Below are 16213 nucleotides of genomic sequence, written 5' to 3' on the forward strand. Positions count from 1 at the left end.
CCCGGTGAACCACCGGGCCGAACGCGACCCGACCATGCCGAAGCGGGCTACTGGACGGCGTCGATGAGCGCCGCCGCGGTGAACATCTCCACGCCGACGGTGATGGCGTGCTCGTCCACGTCGAAGTCGCCCTGGTGCAGGTCCCGCACCGTGCGCTCGCCGGGCGGCCGGACGCCGAGCCGGGCCATCGCGCCGGGCACGTGCTCCAGGTACCAGGAGAAGTCCTCTCCGCCGAGGCTCTGCTCGGTGCTCTCGATGGCGTCCGTGCCGCGCCGGGCGGCCATGGCGGCCTGGAGCAGTTCGGTGCTCGTCACCTCGTTGACGACGGGGGGCACGCCCCGGACGTAGGTGATCTCGGACTTGGCCCGGTGCAGGTTGGCGACCTCGTCGATGGCACCGACCACGAGGTCGGGCGCCTGCCGCCAGGCGTCGAGGTCGAGGCAGCGCACGGTGCCCGCGAGCTCGGCGTGCTGCGGGATGACGTTCGGGGCGTGGCCGCAGTCGATCCGGCCCCAGGTCATGGCGAGGCCGCTGCGGCTGTCCACCCGCCGGGCGACGATCGCGGGCACGTCGACGACGACGCGGGCGGCGGCGGTGACCAGGTCGGTCGTCAGGTGCGGCCGGGCGGTGTGCCCGCCGGGCCCGTTCAGGGAGATCTCCAGCCGGTCGCAGGCGGAGGTGATGGGGCCCACCCGCAGCCCGACCCTCCCGGCGTCCACCCGGGGGTCGCAGTGCACGGCCAGGATCCGGCGCACCCCGTCGAGCGCGCCACCCTCGATGGCGTCGGCGGCGCCGCCGGGCAGCACCTCCTCGGCGGGCTGGAAGATCAGCCGCACGGGCCGGGGCAGCAGGCCCTGCTCGTGCAGGGCGGCGAGCACGAGGCCGGCGCCGAGGACGACGGTGGTGTGCACGTCGTGTCCGCAGGCGTGGGCGCGGTCCGGGACGATCGAGCGGTACGGGCACTCGCTCTTGGTGTCCGGGATGGGCAGCGCGTCGATGTCGGCCCGCAGCGCGAGCATGCGCGGTCCGCCGGCCCACTGTCCCGAGTCGGTGCCGATGTCGCAGACGAGTCCGGTGCCGACGGGAAGCACCCGGGGCTTCAGACCGGCCCGTTCGAGCCGCTCCTTGATCGCTGCGGTGGTGCGGAACTCCTGATTGCCCAGCTCGGGATGCATGTGCAGGTCGCGGCGGAAGGCCACGAACTCAGCGCGCAGCGCCTCGGGCAGGGTGCCGGGAAGCAGCGCTTCCCCGGACGGATCGACCTCGGACTCTCGGGACGTCAATTGCTTCACCCTTTGAAGGGTAGGACGCCGAGACGGCCAACTGTCCTGCGATCAACAAAAGTTCAACCCGTTAGGGGAAGAAAAGTTGGCCGTACGGCGCATAGGGGCCGACGGAGGTGGGTAAGCTCTCCCACTTTGACCGCCGTACCCGTCTCCGCTTCCTTGCTTTCCTTGCTTTCCTTGCTCCCTCCACGGATACCACGCTCCGTGGAGCCCACGCGTCTCCACCCGCTCAGCCACGACAACGGCCTCGCGGGTACGGCACCACTCCCACCACCAAAACGATATCGCCCGTATGACAAATCCGATATCGTTTACGGAGCGGGAGCATCGCCGAAGGAGCATTCACATGGCCAGGACCGTCATCGACCTCGACGAGGACATGGTCGCCGAGGCCATGCGCATCTTCGGCACCAGGACCAAGGCCAAGGCTGTACGTCTCGCCATGGAGGACGCTGTCAAGCGTCACCTGCGGCAGGAGTTCTTCGACGCCATGGACTCCGGAGAACTCGACTTCAGCGAGATCGTCGAGACCACCGGCCCGCGGAACGCCGACGGCTCCCTCAAGCGCGGCAACGGCCACGACGACGGCCGCGCCGCCTGATGCAGGACCGCTATCTGATCGACAAGTCCGCCCTGGCGCGCTGGACGAAGCCCGGTGTGAGGGAAGTCCTCAAGCCCCTCCACGAGCGCTGCCTGCTCGCGGTGTGCCAACCGACCGAGTACGAGATGGTCCACTCCGCGCGGGACGGCGCGGAGGCGGTGCGCATCAGCACGTGGCTCCACGCCTTCGACTATCTGCGCACCGACGACGACGCCTTCGTCCGCGCTCTGGAAGTCCAGCGTCACGCGCTCAACGCGGGCTTCCACCACGCGCTCTCCCTACCCGATCTCCTCATCGCCGCCACCGCGGAGCTGAACCGGCTGACGGTCCTCCACTATGACGGCGACTTCGACATGATCGCCTCCCTCACGGGCCAGCCCACCGAATGGGTCGTTCCCCCCGGCACCGCCGACCGCTGACCATGCCGCGCTTCTCCGTACAGCGGGGCGTCGGGCGCGCGACCGGGTGCTCCACAGTGGTTTTCCCGTGAGTCCGGCGAACAGAGGGCTCGACAGCGGCGAGCGTATCGTCGAGGATCTCGTCGGCATGCTCAGCATGCCTTTTGCATGCCCATCTCGGCGTCTCCCTCCCCGTAGCCAAGGAGCGCCGCACCCCACTGTGAGGAGCAGTGCGACGGATATAACCGCAGTAGCTCGGCATGACATCCCACGAGAAAGCCATGGTCGTACTCGGCGCGCAGCGCAGTACGGGAACTTCGGCTCGTCGTCGGTCCGAGCGCGCAGGTCGGCCTTCAGAAGGCGGTCTGGTTTCTCAACCCGAAGACGTCTATGAGAGGGGTTCGCTGGACGACCAGAAGGCGTCTTCCACGTTGGGCCTCGGAATCGCCTCACCGTAGTAACTGCGGCCGTTCACTTTTGTCGCCGGCGGGGCCACACTCGACTCCTTGACACAGGAGGTTTGGACGTCCAGAAAGAACTGGCCCTCCCCGCCGACCACCAAGCTCATGCGTAGCAGTCCGTCACCGCTTTCGGCGTACATTTCCGGGAAATCGACACTCGGCTTGACGTCGGTGATTTTGCTTCCGTTCTTCTTCCAATGACGCTCGATGATGCCGAGCAGGGCACCCCTCCTCTCTTTCGAAACCTTCGTCATGACAACCGCGCGGCGCGTAACGTCCCCCAGCCCGGTCGACTCTCCACCACAGCTGCCGTGATCCGACACGTCGTGTGTCCACTCGATGGGAGGCTTCACCGTCGAGAAAGTTTCGTAAACAAGCGCGTCGGCCTTGTCCGCCGCCTCCTGCATGTTCACATTCAAACCCTTCCGCGCGCCTTCCGAACGTCCATGGTCACCGCCGCAACCGACGACGGCGAGGAGTGCGAATGAGATTCCGATCACTCCGATGGGAAACCTTTTCATCGTGACTCTTCTGTCGTGACTAGATCTGCTCTTCCGGAGACAATCTTGGCGATATTGTTTGCAGCGGACGGATTCCTCTCGGAATCGAAGTACCCCGAGTGGGCCGGGGTCGGGCCCTCACCGGAGAGCCAAAGAGGCAGTGGGCCGTCGCCCGATTGTATGCGCGTGGCGCCAAAACTCTCGCTGACGGGGTCCCTGCCGAACCAGCGTTCGTCGTCGAGTGCGTTGACGATGGCAGGTACGGGGCCGATAAGGCTGCTGGGGGCCGGGAGCCAGGAAACTGGATCATTTCCGGCTGATGCGGCGAATACGTGACCTTTCCCGACGTTGAGTTCGTCGGCGGTCTGCGCGCCGGTGCCGGGGCTGCCCAGGAGTACGATGTCGTCGACTCCGGGTATACCGCCCTGCTCTCTTGCCGCCGTTCCCACCAAGAGTGAGCCATAGGAATGGCCAATGGCTGTGACGTGCGGATCGGCGTTCTCGTTGGTGGCCTGTATACCTTCCATGAAGCTTCGGTAAGCGGGAGCGCCCCTGTCGGCGAGAGTTGTGGACGTCACTTCGGTGAAACCGGGAGCGTCATAACCCAACCAGACGATGGAAGCGGTGGAGTGGTCGTACTTGTATGCCCCTTTTGCGGTCTGAAATGCTCGCCGGACCGTGTCGTCTGCGAAGTCACCGTCAAGCGCTGTCCCCAGTCCTGGAGCGTAAGCGGATACGTTCCTTGAAGTGTCCGGGTTCCCGTAGCTTACGATTGCACGACCATTTCCTTCGTCCCCGATGCCGAGCAGCAACATGGGTGGTTGACTGGGACCGGCCAGTTTCTCCTGAATTCCTTTCATGCCCTCCAGTTGCGCCTTGGAAATTTCGTCGTGCTGCCCTTCGAGTTTGGCGATGAGTACATGCAGATTCTCGCGGTTCACTTCATCACGTACCGCGGCCGGAATTCCGTCCAGGCTTCCGATGATCTCAGGGAATGCGATCTTGTATTCTTCGCGCTGTTCGTCGGTGAGGGTGTCCCACCACTCTTTTCGGTCGGCGGGGGACTTGTCGAAAGGGATGGTGTCCTGTAGGTAATCGCGCGCGGCCGAGCTGACAGCGTCCACGTCGTGGGCCACGTCCGCCCACGTCTTCGTGGTGACGCTCAGTCCTGGCGCCGCCTTGAGCTTGCCCAGGGCCTCGCTGTAGCGCTCGTCGATCTCCGTGGCTTCCCGCAGGGCGTGGGCGATGCGGTCGGCGATGTCCTGGGCCTTCGCGTGGTGCGGATTTTCCAGGTAGGGGTTGATACCGCTGATTCCCGCGTCCGGCGAGTACAGCCCGTTGCTTCCGGGGCCGTACAGGGCCCTGTTGCTGGGGGCCAGCATGCCGTTGTTACCCACGGCCGTGCCGCCGGGGACCGGTTCCCCGGTCAGCTTGCTCTCTCCGCCGGCGGGGAAGGTGACGTCACCGTTCGCGCTGACCGGGTATCCCAGAGCCGCCGCGTCGTCCAACGCCTCGATCAGGCGGCGTCTGGGGGCGGCGATCTCGGACGAGAAGCCGTTGAGCGCCCCGCTGACCAGGCCGCACTCCACCTGGGTGTAGTGGAGGTTCTCCGAGAGCTTCTTCAGCTGTTTCTGCGCGGCGTCCGCGGCCTTTCCCTCGTTGGCCTCGTCCATGGCCTTGGTGATCTGCTTGTCGATGCGTTCCTTGGACGCGTCGGCCGCATCGCTCACCGCGCGGTATCCGTCCGCGGCTTCCGCGTACTCGGCCGGCTTGAGCGCCTTGAGGGTCTTGATGTCCACGACCGGTCACCGGCCCTTGCCGTGGCCGGCGGACGCGTCCTGGGAACCGACGCTCAGCGCGGCGATCTCGGCCTCGATCGCCTGGTCCGTCCTCAGCTGGTCGTTCCCCGTCTTCTCCAGGACACCGGCGAGCCCGTCGCACCACTCGTCGATGTCCTTCACGCGGCGCGCCCACGAGTCGAAGACCCCCTTCTGCGCAGCGGCGGTCAGAAACGCGGAACCCTCGCCGAGACCGGTCTGGGACTCCTCCAGCTTCGTCAACGCCTTGCCGATGGCGGTCTTCAGCTCGCCGAGGCCCTCCCCCGCCTTGGACCATGCGGACTTGTCCGACCTCAGCCTGCCCGACGGGGGACCATAGGTACCGCCGCCGCCCGTTCCCCCCTGGTCGGCCGGCAGCTGGTTGAGCTGCATGTGTGCGGACTGCCGCTCGGCTGCCGCGGCCTTGAGCTGCTCCCACTCGTCCCACGCCATGCGTGGTTCCTCCCCGGTTCCCTGGCGTACGCCGGCATGCGGACACGTGTGTACGCCGGCGGTGCTGCACATGATCGAGACGAACGCTATCGTCTCGTCGCCGGGAGCCCACCTGTCTCGTGCACCACAGCGTCTGAGTATCTGTACTCAGGCGGGAACAAGCCTCGGGCCCGGCCGGACGGCACGTCCCGTGGGAGCGCCGTCGCGCGATCCGCCCGGGTGGCCGCTCCTTCCTATCCCGCCACCGCCGACAGCCGGTGCACCCCCCTGGCCGTCCCCGTGACGCCGGAGAGGAAGCCGCTCGCCCGGGGTGAGGCGGAGCGGGTGAGCCAGGCGGGGTCGATGTCGCAGACGGCGACGCGGACGTCCGTGCCGGCGAGGGCCAGCGGCAGGGTGTGGACGACCGTGGACGGGAAGCTGAGGACCGTGCGGCCGATGGGGCCGCGGCGGGCGATCAGTTCCAGGGGGAGGTCGGGGCGGACGATCTCCAGGCCGGTCTCGACGGCCAGGCGGTGGAGCTTGTCCACGCTCTCGCGGCGGTGGGCGAAGTAGCGGGTCGCCCCGTGGGTCTTCGCCAGGGAGCGTACGGCGTCCAGGTAGTGGCCGGCGTCCACGACGCCCGTCTCCACCAGGGAGGTGCCGACCAGGTCGGCGCCCTTGGTGATGCGGGGCGGGCCGAAGCGGGCGCGGGTCCAGGCGAAGGCGTTGGGGGTGACGGTGACGCCGTCCGGAGTCTCCGCCACGGGCATGGCGGAGAAGACCTCCACGGCGCGGCCCCCGGCCGGGGTCAGTCGGCGCCGGGCGATCCCGGACACGGGGGCGAGGAGGAGGTCGCGGGGGCCGGGACGGCTGCCCTTGCGGTGCCAGCGGACCAGGCGTTCACCGCGGGCGATCTGGGTGACGAACTCCATGGTGGCCGTGCCGTCGTCGACGACGACCAGGTCGCGGGCGCGGGTGATGGTCAGGAGCAGTTGGACGTAGCGGGAGAAGGGGTCGCCCATGACGACGCGGTCCGCGCGGCACAGGGGCGTCGTCAGGCTCCCCACGGTGCGCAAGGGGGCCGTGGCGCCGTCCCGGGCCTCCTCCCAGCGGACCTCATGGCCCTCGCGACGGGCCAGTTCCGCCATGCGGCGCAGCTGGCCGCGGGTCATCGGGTCCAGCGGGGACAGGACGACGAGGGTGAGCTCCGCGCCGGGTGCACGGGTGTGTGCCCACTCCAGCACGTTCAGCAGTTGCACCGGGCTCTCGACGAAGGCGAGGGTGCGGGGGCCGGTGTTCCCGGCACGGGGGCTCATCGGCGTGCGACCGTCCCGTCGTGGTGGGGGTGGGGGTGAGGTCAGACCGTGACCGGCTCGCCGGCCGCCGCGGCGATCTCCGCCTCGGCGACGACGCCGGTGACGCGGCGCAGCTTCTTCATGGGGCCGAGCTCGGAGTCGTAGACCTTCTTGACGCCGTCGCCGAGGGAGGCCTCGATGGTGCGGATGTCGCGGACGAGGCGGGTCAGGCCCTGCGGCTCGACGGAGGCGGCCTGGTCGGAGCCCCACATGGCACGGTCGAGGGTGATGTGGCGCTCGACGAAGGTGGCGCCGAGGGCGACGGCGGCGAGGGTGGTCTGCAGACCGGTCTCGTGGCCGGAGTAGCCGATCGGGACGTTCGGGTACTCCTGCTGGAGGGTGTTGATCACGCGGAGGTTCAGCTCCTCGGCCTTCGCCGGATAGGTGGACGTCGCGTGGCAGAGCAGGATGTTGTCGCTGCCGAGGACCTCGACCGCGTGGCGGATCTGCCGGGGGGTGGACATGCCCGTGGACAGGATGATCGTGCGGCCCGTGGCGCGCAGGGCGCGCAGCAGCTCGTCGTCGGTCAGGGAGGCGGAGGCGACCTTGTGGGCGGGGACGTCGAACTTCTCCAGGAAGGCGACGGCCTCGGTGTCCCACGGGGAGGCGAACCAGTCGATGTTCCGGCTCCTGCAGTAGTCGTCGATCTGGCGGTACTCCTCCTCGCCGAACTCGACGCGGTGGCGGTAGTCGATGTACGTCATCCGGCCCCAGGGGGTGTCGCGCTCGATGTCCCACTGGTCGCGCGGGGTGCAGATCTCGGGGGTGCGCTTCTGGAACTTGACGGCGTCGCAGCCGGCCTCGGCGGCGGCGTCGATCAGCCGGAAGGCGTTCTCGATGTCGCCGTTGTGGTTGATGCCGATCTCGCCGGTGATGTAGACGGGGCGGCCGGGGCCGGCCTCGCGGGTGCCGAAGGTGCGGATGCGGGAGTCGGTGCTCATGGCAGGGGGTTCCTTACGTGGGCCGGGTGGGCGTGGGGGATCAGAGGGGGTCGGGTACGTCGAGGGAGGGGCCGAGGAGCCAGCTCGCGATCTCGCGGATCGCGCCCTCGCCGCCGGGGACGGTGGTGACGGCGCGGGCGGCGCCGCGGACGGCGTCGTGGGCGTCGGCGACGGCCACGGGCCAGCCGACGAGGGCGAAGCACGGGAGGTCGTTGACGTCGTTGCCGGCGTAGAGCACGCGCTCGGGGGCGATGCCCTGTTCCTCGCACCACTGCTTGAGCGCGAGGTCCTTGCGGTCGATGCCGTGCAGCACGGGAAGCCGGAGCTTGCGGGCGCGGGCGGCGACGACCGGGTTCGCCTCGGTGGACAGGATCAGCATCCGCAGGCCGCTGCGGCGCAGGGCGGCGATGCCGAGTCCGTCGCCGCGGTGCACGGAGACGAACTCCCGTCCGTCGGAGTCGATCAGCACCCGGTCGTCGGTCTGGGTGCCGTCGAAGTCGAGGACGACCGCGTCGATGTCCTCGGCGGTCGGGAGGGCGCTGGGCCGGGCGCCGTCGAGGAGGGGCGCGAGGGCGCGGGCGCGGGCCAGGTCGTGCGGGTCGTCGATCTCCAGGACGCGGGCCGGGTCGGTGCGGACCAGTTCGGTGCGGCCGAAGAAGCGGTGGCCGTGCTCGCGGAAGCCCGCCGCGTCCATGGCGTAGGCGGCGCCGGTCTCCAGCAGGTCCTGGGGGCGGTCCTGGCGGCGGGGGCGGTACGCCTTGTCGTGGTTGACGCCGTGGCCGCCGTCGCCCTCGCCCTCACCGTCCCGCCAGACGAAGCCGTGGAAGGGGGCGACGGTCACCGCGGTGTCGGCACCGTCCTCGGCGACCGCGGCGGCCACCGCGTCGACGTCCTCGCGGACGAGGAAGGGGCTGGTGCACTGCACGAGCAGCACCACGTCGACGGCGGCGCCGTGCAGGGCCTCGTGGGTGTCCATGGCGTGCAGCACCGCGGCCTCGGAGGTGGCCGTGTCCCCGGCGATGGCGGCGGGGCGCAGCACGACCTCGGCGCCGGCCTCCCGGGCCGCCGCGGCGATGGCCCGGTCGTCGGTGGAGACCACGACGTCCGTCACCAGGCGGGTGGCCCGGCACTCGCGGACGGCACGGGTGACGAGGGGGACACCGCCGACCGGGGCGAGGTTCTTCGCGGGCACGCCCTTGGAGCCGCCGCGCGCGGGGATGACGGCGAGCACGCGGCGCACCGAGGCGTCGCGGCCCGCTCGCGGGTCGTCCGGCTGGGTCATGGGTGGGGCTCCTTGGACGGGAACTCGGGACTGGGCTCGGCGGGGCGCGGGCCGGTCACAGCTCCCCCACCCGCCGGATCACCGGGGCGACGCGCTGGACGCCGTGCCGGTAGGCGCCGCGTGCGGCGCGGCGCACGAGCTGCCGGACGGGGCCGGGCGGGCGGTCGGCGGCGGGGGCGCCGGGCAGCGGGGTGCCGTCCGGGGCGAGGTGGTGGCGGGCGAGGACGCCGGGCAGGTAGCCGGGGGCGGTGACGGGTGTGTAGTACGGGGCGAGCGGGGGCAGGCCGCCGGGCCGGCCGAGCAGCTGGGTGATGCGCTCGCGGGCGGTGTCGAACGCCCTCGCGTACCCCCCGTCCGCCGCGACGCCCTGCCGGGCCACCCACTCCTCGTCCGGCACGGGCCGGTGGCCGTCGTCGAGCTGGTCCCAGGAAGCGAGGCAGCCGGAGCCGACGAAGTGGTGGTTGCCGAGGGCCTCGCGCACCCCGAGGTCGGTCAGCACGGCCGTCGGGATGCGGCGGTGCAGGGCCTCCAGGGCGGCCGTGGAGCTGACGGTGACCAGCAGGTCGGTGCGGTCGAGGACGTCTCCCATGTGCCCGTAGACCAGGCGGAAGTTGGGCGGTGGGTCGGCCTTCTGCACCAGCTTCTGGTAGGGCAGTTCCTCGATGTGCGTGGTGTGTTCGCCGGGCTTGGAGCGCAGCTTGAGCAGCACGTCGCGGTCGGGGTGCCGGCGGGCGTGCCCGATGAGCCGGTCGAGGAGGTACGTACGGTCCCGGCGGCCGTCGGGGACGGAGGGCTGGGCGGCGAAGACCACCGTGTACGGGTGGCCGTGCCCGCCGGTGCGTTCCGCCCCGCCCAGGAAGGGCAGCGCGACCTCGGTCACCGCGGCGGCGTCGGCGCCGACCCCCTCGTACACGGCGCGGAAACGGTCGGCGTCCTGGCGGGAGTTGGCGAGGACGAGGTCGGCGCCGTGGCGCAGCAGCAGGCCGTCGGTGAGCTTCTCGTAGACGACGCCGACGTAGCCGGTGACGACGACGGGCCGGTCGGTGCGGCCTTCCCACACGCGTCCCAGGCCGTGCAGCATGGCCTGGACGCCGCCGCCGACCAGGGCGAGGACGAGCACGTCGTACGGCTCCCCGGCCATGGTGCGCAGGAACTCGGCGGCGGTCACCTCGCGGAGCGAGTCCGCGTCGGCGCCGACCTCCGCCAACTGGCGGGCGGTGGGAGTGGCTCGGCCCCGCAGGAGGTAGCCGTCCAGGTGGGCGTCCGCACCGCCCGGGGAGATGCGGGCCGCGGTGAGCGCACCCCATTTCCACCGGGTGTCGGAATCCGCGAGGACGGCGACTCGCCGGGCTTTCGTTGCACTTGCTGGCACGCCGAGGACGCTAGGGAGCCATTTCTAGGAACCGCCCAATCGGAAGGCAACGAACGGTGAACAGCACATCGCCGGATGGTGGAACAGGCCGCCGGGCGCCGGGAACACCGTCCGCGTCACGGATTCGCCACGCCTCGTTCACCCCGCATCAAGGCACCGGAAAATCCGTATGCCGGGCACGGCGCCTAATGTCGCGGACGTGCCCAAGCTCTCCGTCATCGTGCCGTTCTACAACGTGCGGCAATACGCACCCGACACCCTGCGGAGTCTGCGCGCGAACGCGCGGGACGACTTCGAATTCATTCTCGTCGACGACTGTTCGTCCGACGGCACCGCGGACCTCCTCGCGCGCGCGGAGGACGAGCTGCCGGGGGCGGTGCTGGTCCGTCATGAGCGCAACGGCGGTCTGGCGACCGCCCGCAACACCGGCATCGACCGGGCGCGCGGCGAGTACCTGACCTTCCTGGACGGCGACGACTGGCTGGCCCCCGGCCACTACGGCCGCCTGGTCGCCGCGATCGAGGGCCTGGGCTGCGACTTCGTACGCACCGACCACGTGCAGTGCACGGCCAGGTCCCGGACGGTGTTCCGGGTGCCGCACGGCCTCAGGAACGTCTCGCTGCGTCCGCGCGACGCGATCCTGCCCGCGCACCGTTCCACCTCGGTCGACTACGCGTACGCCTGGGCCGGGATCTACCACCGCCGGCTGGCCGACCGGGGTCTGCTGCACTTCACCGACGGGCTGCGCACGGCCGAGGACCGGCCGTGGATCTGGAGGCTGCACCGGGAGGCGGAGTCCTTCGCGGTGACCGGGCTGCTCGGCGTGTTCTACCGGCGCGGGGTGGCGTCCTCGCTCACCCAGATCGGGGACGTGCGCCAGCTGGACTTCATCCGCGCCTTCGACCAGGTCGTCGCCGAGACGGCCGCCGACACGGACGCGGCGCGGCTGCTGCCGAAGGCGGTGCGCACGTACTGCGCGATCATCTCCCACCACCTGGGTTCCATCGAGAGGTTCGAGCCGGCCGTGGCCCGTAGGCTGAAGGCGATGAGCGCCGCCGCGCTGCGGCGGATGCCGAAGGACGCGCTCGACGAGGTGCTCGCCTCGATGGACGCCGAGCGGGCGACGCGGCTGCGCCGGCTGCGCCGCCGTCCGGTGCCGGCCGCGGAGGTGGCGGCGTGAGCACGCAGATCTTCCTGGCGTCGACGCTGTACGGCACGGCCACGCTGGCCGCCGCCCTGGACGCGGGCTGCTTCGACGCGGCCGACCGGCGGATCCTGCTGGTGTCCAACAACGCGGCGACGCCCGAGACGACGCCGTCCCTGGACGCGATGCCGGGGTTCGAGCGGCTGCGGGACCGGTTCGACGACGTGGTGTCGTGGAACGAGGCGGTCTTCCCGTTCCACCCGGGCGGCTGGGCGCCGCGCGTGGACGACGCCCCGATGTGGGAGCGGTACCTGCGGCTGGCCTGGGGGCTGGGGGACGACGACGTGGCGCTGGCCGTGGAGTCGATCCAGGTGCAGCCGGCGCTGGGGGTGGCGCAGATGTTCCCGGACGCGCCCCTGACCGTGTACGCGGACGGCCTGATGAGCTACGGACCGACCCGCAACAAGCTGGATCCGCTGGTCGGCACCCGCGTGGAACGGCTGCTCCACCTGGACCTGGTGCCGGGACTCACCCCGTTGCTGCTGACCGAGTTCGGGGTGGAACCGGAGCTGGTGCCGACCCCGGCGTTCACGAAGGTGCTGGCCGAGCTGGCGGACACCGGCGCCGGTGTGCCGGACGTCGAAGGGCCCGCGCTGCTGCTCGGCCAGTACCTGTCGGCGCTGGGCATCCTCTCCGCCGAGGAGGAGGAGGCGCTGCACGTGCGGATGCTCACCGGCGCCGTCGGCCTCGGGCACACCCGGGTGGTGTTCAAGCCGCACCCCACGGCCCCGGCCCGCTTCACCCGCACCCTGGAGGAGGAGGCGGAGCGGCTCGGCGTCGCCCTCACGGTGGTGGACACGCCGGTGCTCGCCGAGGTGCTGTACCAGCGGACGCGCCCGGCGCTGGTGATCGGCTGCTTCTCCACGGCGCTGCTCACCGCGTCCGCGCTGTACGGGCTGCCGGTCGCCCGGGTCGGCACCGGGACGCTGCTGGACCGGCTGACGCCGTACGAGAACAGCAACCGGGTGCCCGTGACGATCGTCGACGCGCTGCTGCCCGAGCCGGACGACGCGGCGGCCGTCACCGGGCGGCGCCGGGGCCTGGACACGGAGACCCTCGGCGCCCTGGTGCGGGCCGTGGGTTTCGCGATGCAGCCGAAGATCCTGACCGGCCTGCGGCCGGACGCGGAGGAATTCCTGCGCGGGAACCTGAACACTCACACCCGGCGGTATTTCAAGAAACGTCGGCTCACCTCGCTGGGACTGCCCGGCGGAATTCCGGAACGGCTGGCCTTTCTGCCGCACAATTCCGCCGCGCGGAAGGTGGTGCGGCGGGCGCGGGCCATTCGGCGCTCGGTCGGACGCTGAGGTGATGCCGGACGACGGGAAAGCGGGCCGCGCGGGAGGGACGGCCGCCGTCGTTCCGCCGTCCGGCATTTCCGGGGAATTTCCCCGGTGGCCCGTTCGGCGGCGCCGTTTCCGGCCGGGGCCGCCCGCTCGCCCTGGACCCGCTGCCGCCGGTGGTCACCCGGACGGTGCGCCGGCACCGGGCGGTGCGCCGGGCGAAGGCGGGCGGGGCGGCTCAGTCGAGGCCGTAGCGCGCCCCGATGCCCGCGATCACCAGTGCCAGCCCCTCCTCGAAGTGCCGGTCGTAGTCCGTGAAGAGCTCCGTGCCCGCCGCCGCCGTCAGCGGGTAGCCGGCCAGTCGGCGGGCGCGTTCCGCCACCAGGTCGAAGCCCTCGCGGTGCTCGTCGGGCAGGGGCCGGGCGCCCTGTTCCTCGGTGACGAAGCCGAGGGTGAAGAGGTACGCCGTCGTGAACGCCCGGACCGCCTGGGCGAGGCTGAGGCCCGCGGCGGTGAACAGGCGCAGGTTGTCCTCCAGCTGCTCGGCGTGGTCCGCGCCGGTGAAGCGTGATCCGCTGAACACCTTCGCGCCGTCGCGGTAGCCGAGCAGCGCCGTGCGCAGGCCCCGGTTGGCCTTGAGCAGCCGCTCCCGCCAGGTGTCGTCCGGATCGAGCGCGGCGCCGGCGACCATACGGCGGTACATCTCGGTCGCCATCTCGTCGAGCAGGGCCCGCTTGTCCTTGAAGTGCCAGTACAGGGCGGGCGCCTTCACGTCCAGCTCCTTGGCGATGGCGCGCAGGGTGAGGCCGTCCAGGCCCACCTCGTTCAGCAGTTTCAGCGCCGTGTCCGCGACCCGCCGACGGTCGAGGGGGGCGCGTCGTTCCGTTCTCACGGGAGACAGCTTGACAGCTTAACAACGTTAAGGGGATGCTCGGGCGCGACAGCCACTTAACGGCGTTAAGGAGAGCGTGATGGACACGGACGTTCTGATCGTCGGCGCGGGCCCCGCCGGCCTGACCCTCGGCATCGACCTGGCCCGGCGCGGAGTGGACGCGCTGGTCGTGGAGCGCGCGCAGGCGCTCTTCCCCGGCTCGCGCGGCAAGGGCTTCCAGCCCCGCACGATGGAGGTCTTCGACGACCTCGGCGTCGTCGACGCGATCCACGCGGCGGGCGGCACCTACCCGATCGGCATGATCTGGAAGAACGGCGAGCGGGTCGGCGAGCACCACATGTTCGACCCGGCCGAGCCGAGCGAGGACTCGCCGTACAACAGGGCGTGGATGGTGCCGCAGTGGCGCACGCAGGAGATCCTGGCGGCACGGCTCGCGGAACTGGGCGGCGAGGTCGCCTTCGACCACGAGGTCGTCGGTGTCTCGCAGGACGACGAGAGCGTCACCGCGCACCTCGCCTCGGGCCGGACGGTGCGCGCCCGCTACCTGGTCGCGGCGGACGGCGGCCGGTCGGCGGTGCGCCGCGCGCTGGGCGTCGGCATGACCGGCGAGACCGTCGACCCGGGCCCGACGCTGGTGGCGGACGTCCGGATCAACGGCCTGGACCGGGACAACTGGCACGTCTTCCCGCCGCGCGAAGGCGACGACCTCCTCGCCGTCTGCCCCCTGGCCGGCACCGAGGACTTCCAGGTGATGGCGCGGTTCCCGGAGGGCGCGGACGTGGACACCTCCCCGGACGGCGTCCGCGAGGTCGTCGCGGAGCGCTCGCACATCGCCGCCGAGGACGTGACCGAGGTCCGCTGGACCTCCGACTTCCGGCCGCGGGCGGCCCTGGCCGACCGTTTCCGCTCGGGCCGGGTCTTCCTCGCCGGCGACGCGGCGCACGTGCACTCGCCCGCGGGCGGTCAGGGGCTGAACACCAGCGTCCAGGACGCCTACAACCTGGGCTGGAAGCTGGACGCGGTGCTGACGGGCAGCGCCCCGGCCACGCTCCTGGACAGCTACGAGGAGGAACGGCGCCCCGTCGCCGCGGAGATGCTCGCCCTGTCGACCGCCGTCCACCGCGGCGAGGTGCGGCGCGGCGCGGCGACCCGGCAGCTGGGGATCGGGTACCGGGACTCGTCGCTGACGGTGGAGACGCGGGGCGCCGTCGACGAGGGTGCGCTGCGGGCCGGTGACCGCGCGCCCGACGGGAGGGTGGCCGGCGTACGGCTCTTCGACGCGTTCCGGGGGCCGCACTGGACGCTGCTGGCGCTGGGCACGGACGCCCCGGCCGAGGACCTCGGAGCGGTACGGGTCGTGCGCGGACCGGCCCACGGGGCGTACGGGACGGGGGCTTTCCTGGTCCGGCCGGACGGCTACGTCGGATGGGCGGCCGGGACCGCGGACGGCTTCGCGGAGTACCTGTCCCGCATCGGCCTGCGCTGACGGGCGCCGGCTACGCGCTCGCCACCGACAGCTTCACCGCGAAGCCCAGGAACAGCGCGCCCGCCGCCGAGGTGGCCCCCGCCGACAGCCGCTTGCGGCGGCGGAAGGCGGCGGCCAGCCTGGTGCCGCTGAAGATCAGCGCGCTGAGGTAGAGGAAGCTGAAGAACTGGGCGAAGGCGCCGAGGACGACGAAGGACAGGGCGGGGTAGGCGTAGCCCGGGTCGACGAACTGCACGAAGAAGGCGACGAAGAAGAGGATCGCCTTCGGGTTGAAGAGGCTGACGACCAGCGCCCGGCGGAAGGGCCGTTCGTCCCCGGCCACGGGGGCGGCGGCGTCCGGCGCCGCCTGTTCCCGCCGCGTCCGCCACATCGTCCACGCGGCCCGCATCATCCCGACCGCGAGCCAGGTGAGGTATCCGGCGCCGGCGTACTTCACGATCCCGAACAGCACGGCGTTGGCCTGGAGCAGCGAGGCCACCCCGGCGGCCGACAGGGTCATCAGCACCGTGTCCCCGCACCAGACCCCGGCGGCGGCCGTGTACCCGGCGCGTACGCCCCGGCGGGCGGCCACGGAGAGGACGTAGAGGGAGTTGGGGCCGGGCAGCAGGACGATGAGGGCCAGGCCCGCCAGGTAGGTGGGGAGGTCGATGACGCCGAACATGGAGGGAGTGTCGCACGGGAGTGCGACACTCCGCCCCGGCGTTCCAGCCGTCGGCACGGACGCCCGCGCGGCGCGTCCGACGGGTGGTCAAGAGCCCGCGCGGCGCGTCCGACGGGCGGTCGGGGACTCGCTCAGAAGGCGTCCGAGGGCACGTACGTCCCCCACACCTCGCGCAGCGCGTTGCACACCTCGCCCACCGTCGCCCGGGCGCGCAGCGCGTCCTTCATCGGGTAGAGGACGTT

The 16213-nt window shown here is 71.1% G+C and carries 15 protein-coding genes; 5 read left to right on the forward strand and 10 right to left on the reverse strand.

What is annotated here, in order from left to right; translation table 11 throughout:
- Nucleotides 1-47 precede the first annotated feature (47 nt).
- Nucleotides 48-1292 (reverse strand): M20 family metallopeptidase, encoded by a 1245-nt coding sequence (locus ACIRFH_RS31945; RefSeq protein WP_403528554.1) that lies wholly within the window; start codon nt 1290-1292, stop codon nt 48-50.
- A gap of 340 nt (nt 1293-1632) precedes the next feature.
- Here ACIRFH_RS31945 and ACIRFH_RS31950 point away from each other — a divergent pair, with 340 nt between their 5' ends.
- Nucleotides 1633-1887, forward strand: a complete 255-nt coding sequence (locus ACIRFH_RS31950; RefSeq protein WP_403528557.1) for a type II toxin-antitoxin system VapB family antitoxin — start codon at nt 1633-1635, stop codon at nt 1885-1887.
- Nucleotides 1887-2306, forward strand: coding sequence for a PIN domain nuclease (locus ACIRFH_RS31955; RefSeq protein WP_403528560.1), 420 nt, complete (start codon nt 1887-1889; stop codon nt 2304-2306). The genes ACIRFH_RS31950 and ACIRFH_RS31955 overlap by 1 nt, the downstream gene beginning before the upstream one ends.
- A 367-nt stretch (nt 2307-2673) precedes the next feature.
- On the opposite strand, the gene ACIRFH_RS31960 is transcribed toward ACIRFH_RS31955, so the two are convergent.
- From ACIRFH_RS31960 to ACIRFH_RS31990, 7 genes are all read right to left on the reverse strand, one after another.
- Nucleotides 2674-3246 (reverse strand): hypothetical protein, encoded by a 573-nt coding sequence (locus ACIRFH_RS31960; RefSeq protein WP_403528563.1) that lies wholly within the window; start codon nt 3244-3246, stop codon nt 2674-2676.
- 17 nt (nt 3247-3263) lie between these two features.
- Nucleotides 3264-5045, reverse strand: a complete 1782-nt coding sequence (locus ACIRFH_RS31965; RefSeq protein ID WP_403528566.1) for an alpha/beta hydrolase — start codon at nt 5043-5045, stop codon at nt 3264-3266.
- Between the two features lie 6 nt (nt 5046-5051).
- A complete protein-coding gene (locus ACIRFH_RS31970) occupies nt 5052-5516 on the reverse strand; it encodes a hypothetical protein (protein WP_403528569.1) in 465 nt (154 codons plus the stop codon).
- Nucleotides 5517-5749: 233 nt separating this feature from the next.
- Entirely contained in the window at nt 5750-6811 is a 1062-nt protein-coding gene (locus ACIRFH_RS31975) for a hypothetical protein (protein ID WP_403528572.1), read from the reverse strand.
- Between the two features lie 41 nt (nt 6812-6852).
- Nucleotides 6853-7791, reverse strand: coding sequence for an N-acetylneuraminate synthase family protein (locus ACIRFH_RS31980; RefSeq protein WP_403528574.1), 939 nt, complete (start codon nt 7789-7791; stop codon nt 6853-6855).
- Nucleotides 7792-7831: 40 nt separating this feature from the next.
- Nucleotides 7832-9073: a cytidylyltransferase domain-containing protein gene (locus tag ACIRFH_RS31985; protein WP_403528576.1), complete on the reverse strand. Its 1242-nt coding sequence runs from the start codon at nt 9071-9073 to the stop codon at nt 7832-7834.
- Nucleotides 9074-9128: 55 nt separating this feature from the next.
- Nucleotides 9129-10445, reverse strand: coding sequence for a DUF6716 putative glycosyltransferase (locus ACIRFH_RS31990; protein WP_403528579.1), 1317 nt, complete (start codon nt 10443-10445; stop codon nt 9129-9131).
- A 199-nt stretch (nt 10446-10644) separates the two neighbouring features.
- Here ACIRFH_RS31990 and ACIRFH_RS31995 point away from each other — a divergent pair, with 199 nt between their 5' ends.
- Nucleotides 10645-11625 (forward strand): glycosyltransferase family 2 protein, encoded by a 981-nt coding sequence (locus tag ACIRFH_RS31995; RefSeq protein ID WP_403528582.1) that lies wholly within the window; start codon nt 10645-10647, stop codon nt 11623-11625.
- The gene (locus ACIRFH_RS32000; RefSeq protein WP_403528585.1) at nt 11622-12956 is read left to right on the forward strand and encodes a polysialyltransferase family glycosyltransferase; all 1335 of its coding nucleotides are present in this window, start codon (nt 11622-11624) and stop codon (nt 12954-12956) included. The genes ACIRFH_RS31995 and ACIRFH_RS32000 overlap by 4 nt, the downstream gene beginning before the upstream one ends.
- Before the next feature lie 214 nt (nt 12957-13170).
- Here the strand turns inward: ACIRFH_RS32000 and ACIRFH_RS32005 are convergent, their stop codons facing one another.
- A complete protein-coding gene (locus tag ACIRFH_RS32005) occupies nt 13171-13824 on the reverse strand; it encodes a TetR/AcrR family transcriptional regulator C-terminal domain-containing protein (RefSeq protein WP_403528588.1) in 654 nt (217 codons plus the stop codon).
- A gap of 79 nt (nt 13825-13903) precedes the next feature.
- Here ACIRFH_RS32005 and ACIRFH_RS32010 point away from each other — a divergent pair, with 79 nt between their 5' ends.
- On the forward strand, nt 13904-15310 hold the full coding sequence (locus tag ACIRFH_RS32010; RefSeq protein WP_403528591.1) for an FAD-dependent oxidoreductase: 1407 nt from the start codon (nt 13904-13906) through the stop codon (nt 15308-15310).
- Between the two features lie 10 nt (nt 15311-15320).
- On the opposite strand, the gene leuE is transcribed toward ACIRFH_RS32010, so the two are convergent.
- Entirely contained in the window at nt 15321-15971 is a 651-nt protein-coding gene (leuE, locus tag ACIRFH_RS32015) for a leucine efflux protein LeuE (protein WP_403528594.1), read from the reverse strand.
- Nucleotides 15972-16213: the final 242 nt, after the last annotated feature.

The organism is Streptomyces sp. NPDC093586, assembly GCF_044764905.1.
Lineage (GTDB): Bacteria > Actinomycetota > Actinomycetes > Streptomycetales > Streptomycetaceae > Streptomyces.

Bases quoted from the DNA above. Each gene is read 5' to 3' on its own strand.
- ACIRFH_RS31970 (WP_403528569.1), bottom strand. From the start codon at position 5,516: ATGGCGTGGGACGAGTGGGAGCAGCTCAAGGCCGCGGCAGCCGAGCGG.
- ACIRFH_RS32010 (WP_403528591.1), top strand. From the start codon at position 13,904: ATGGACACGGACGTTCTGATCGTCGGCGCGGGCCCCGCCGGCCTGACC.
- ACIRFH_RS31985 (WP_403528576.1), bottom strand. From the start codon at position 9,073: ATGACCCAGCCGGACGACCCGCGAGCGGGCCGCGACGCCTCGGTGCGC.
- ACIRFH_RS31975 (WP_403528572.1), bottom strand. From the start codon at position 6,811: ATGAGCCCCCGTGCCGGGAACACCGGCCCCCGCACCCTCGCCTTCGTC.
- ACIRFH_RS31955 (WP_403528560.1), top strand. From the start codon at position 1,887: ATGCAGGACCGCTATCTGATCGACAAGTCCGCCCTGGCGCGCTGGACG.
- ACIRFH_RS31950 (WP_403528557.1), top strand. From the start codon at position 1,633: ATGGCCAGGACCGTCATCGACCTCGACGAGGACATGGTCGCCGAGGCC.
- ACIRFH_RS31980 (WP_403528574.1), bottom strand. From the start codon at position 7,791: ATGAGCACCGACTCCCGCATCCGCACCTTCGGCACCCGCGAGGCCGGC.
- leuE (WP_403528594.1), bottom strand. From the start codon at position 15,971: ATGTTCGGCGTCATCGACCTCCCCACCTACCTGGCGGGCCTGGCCCTC.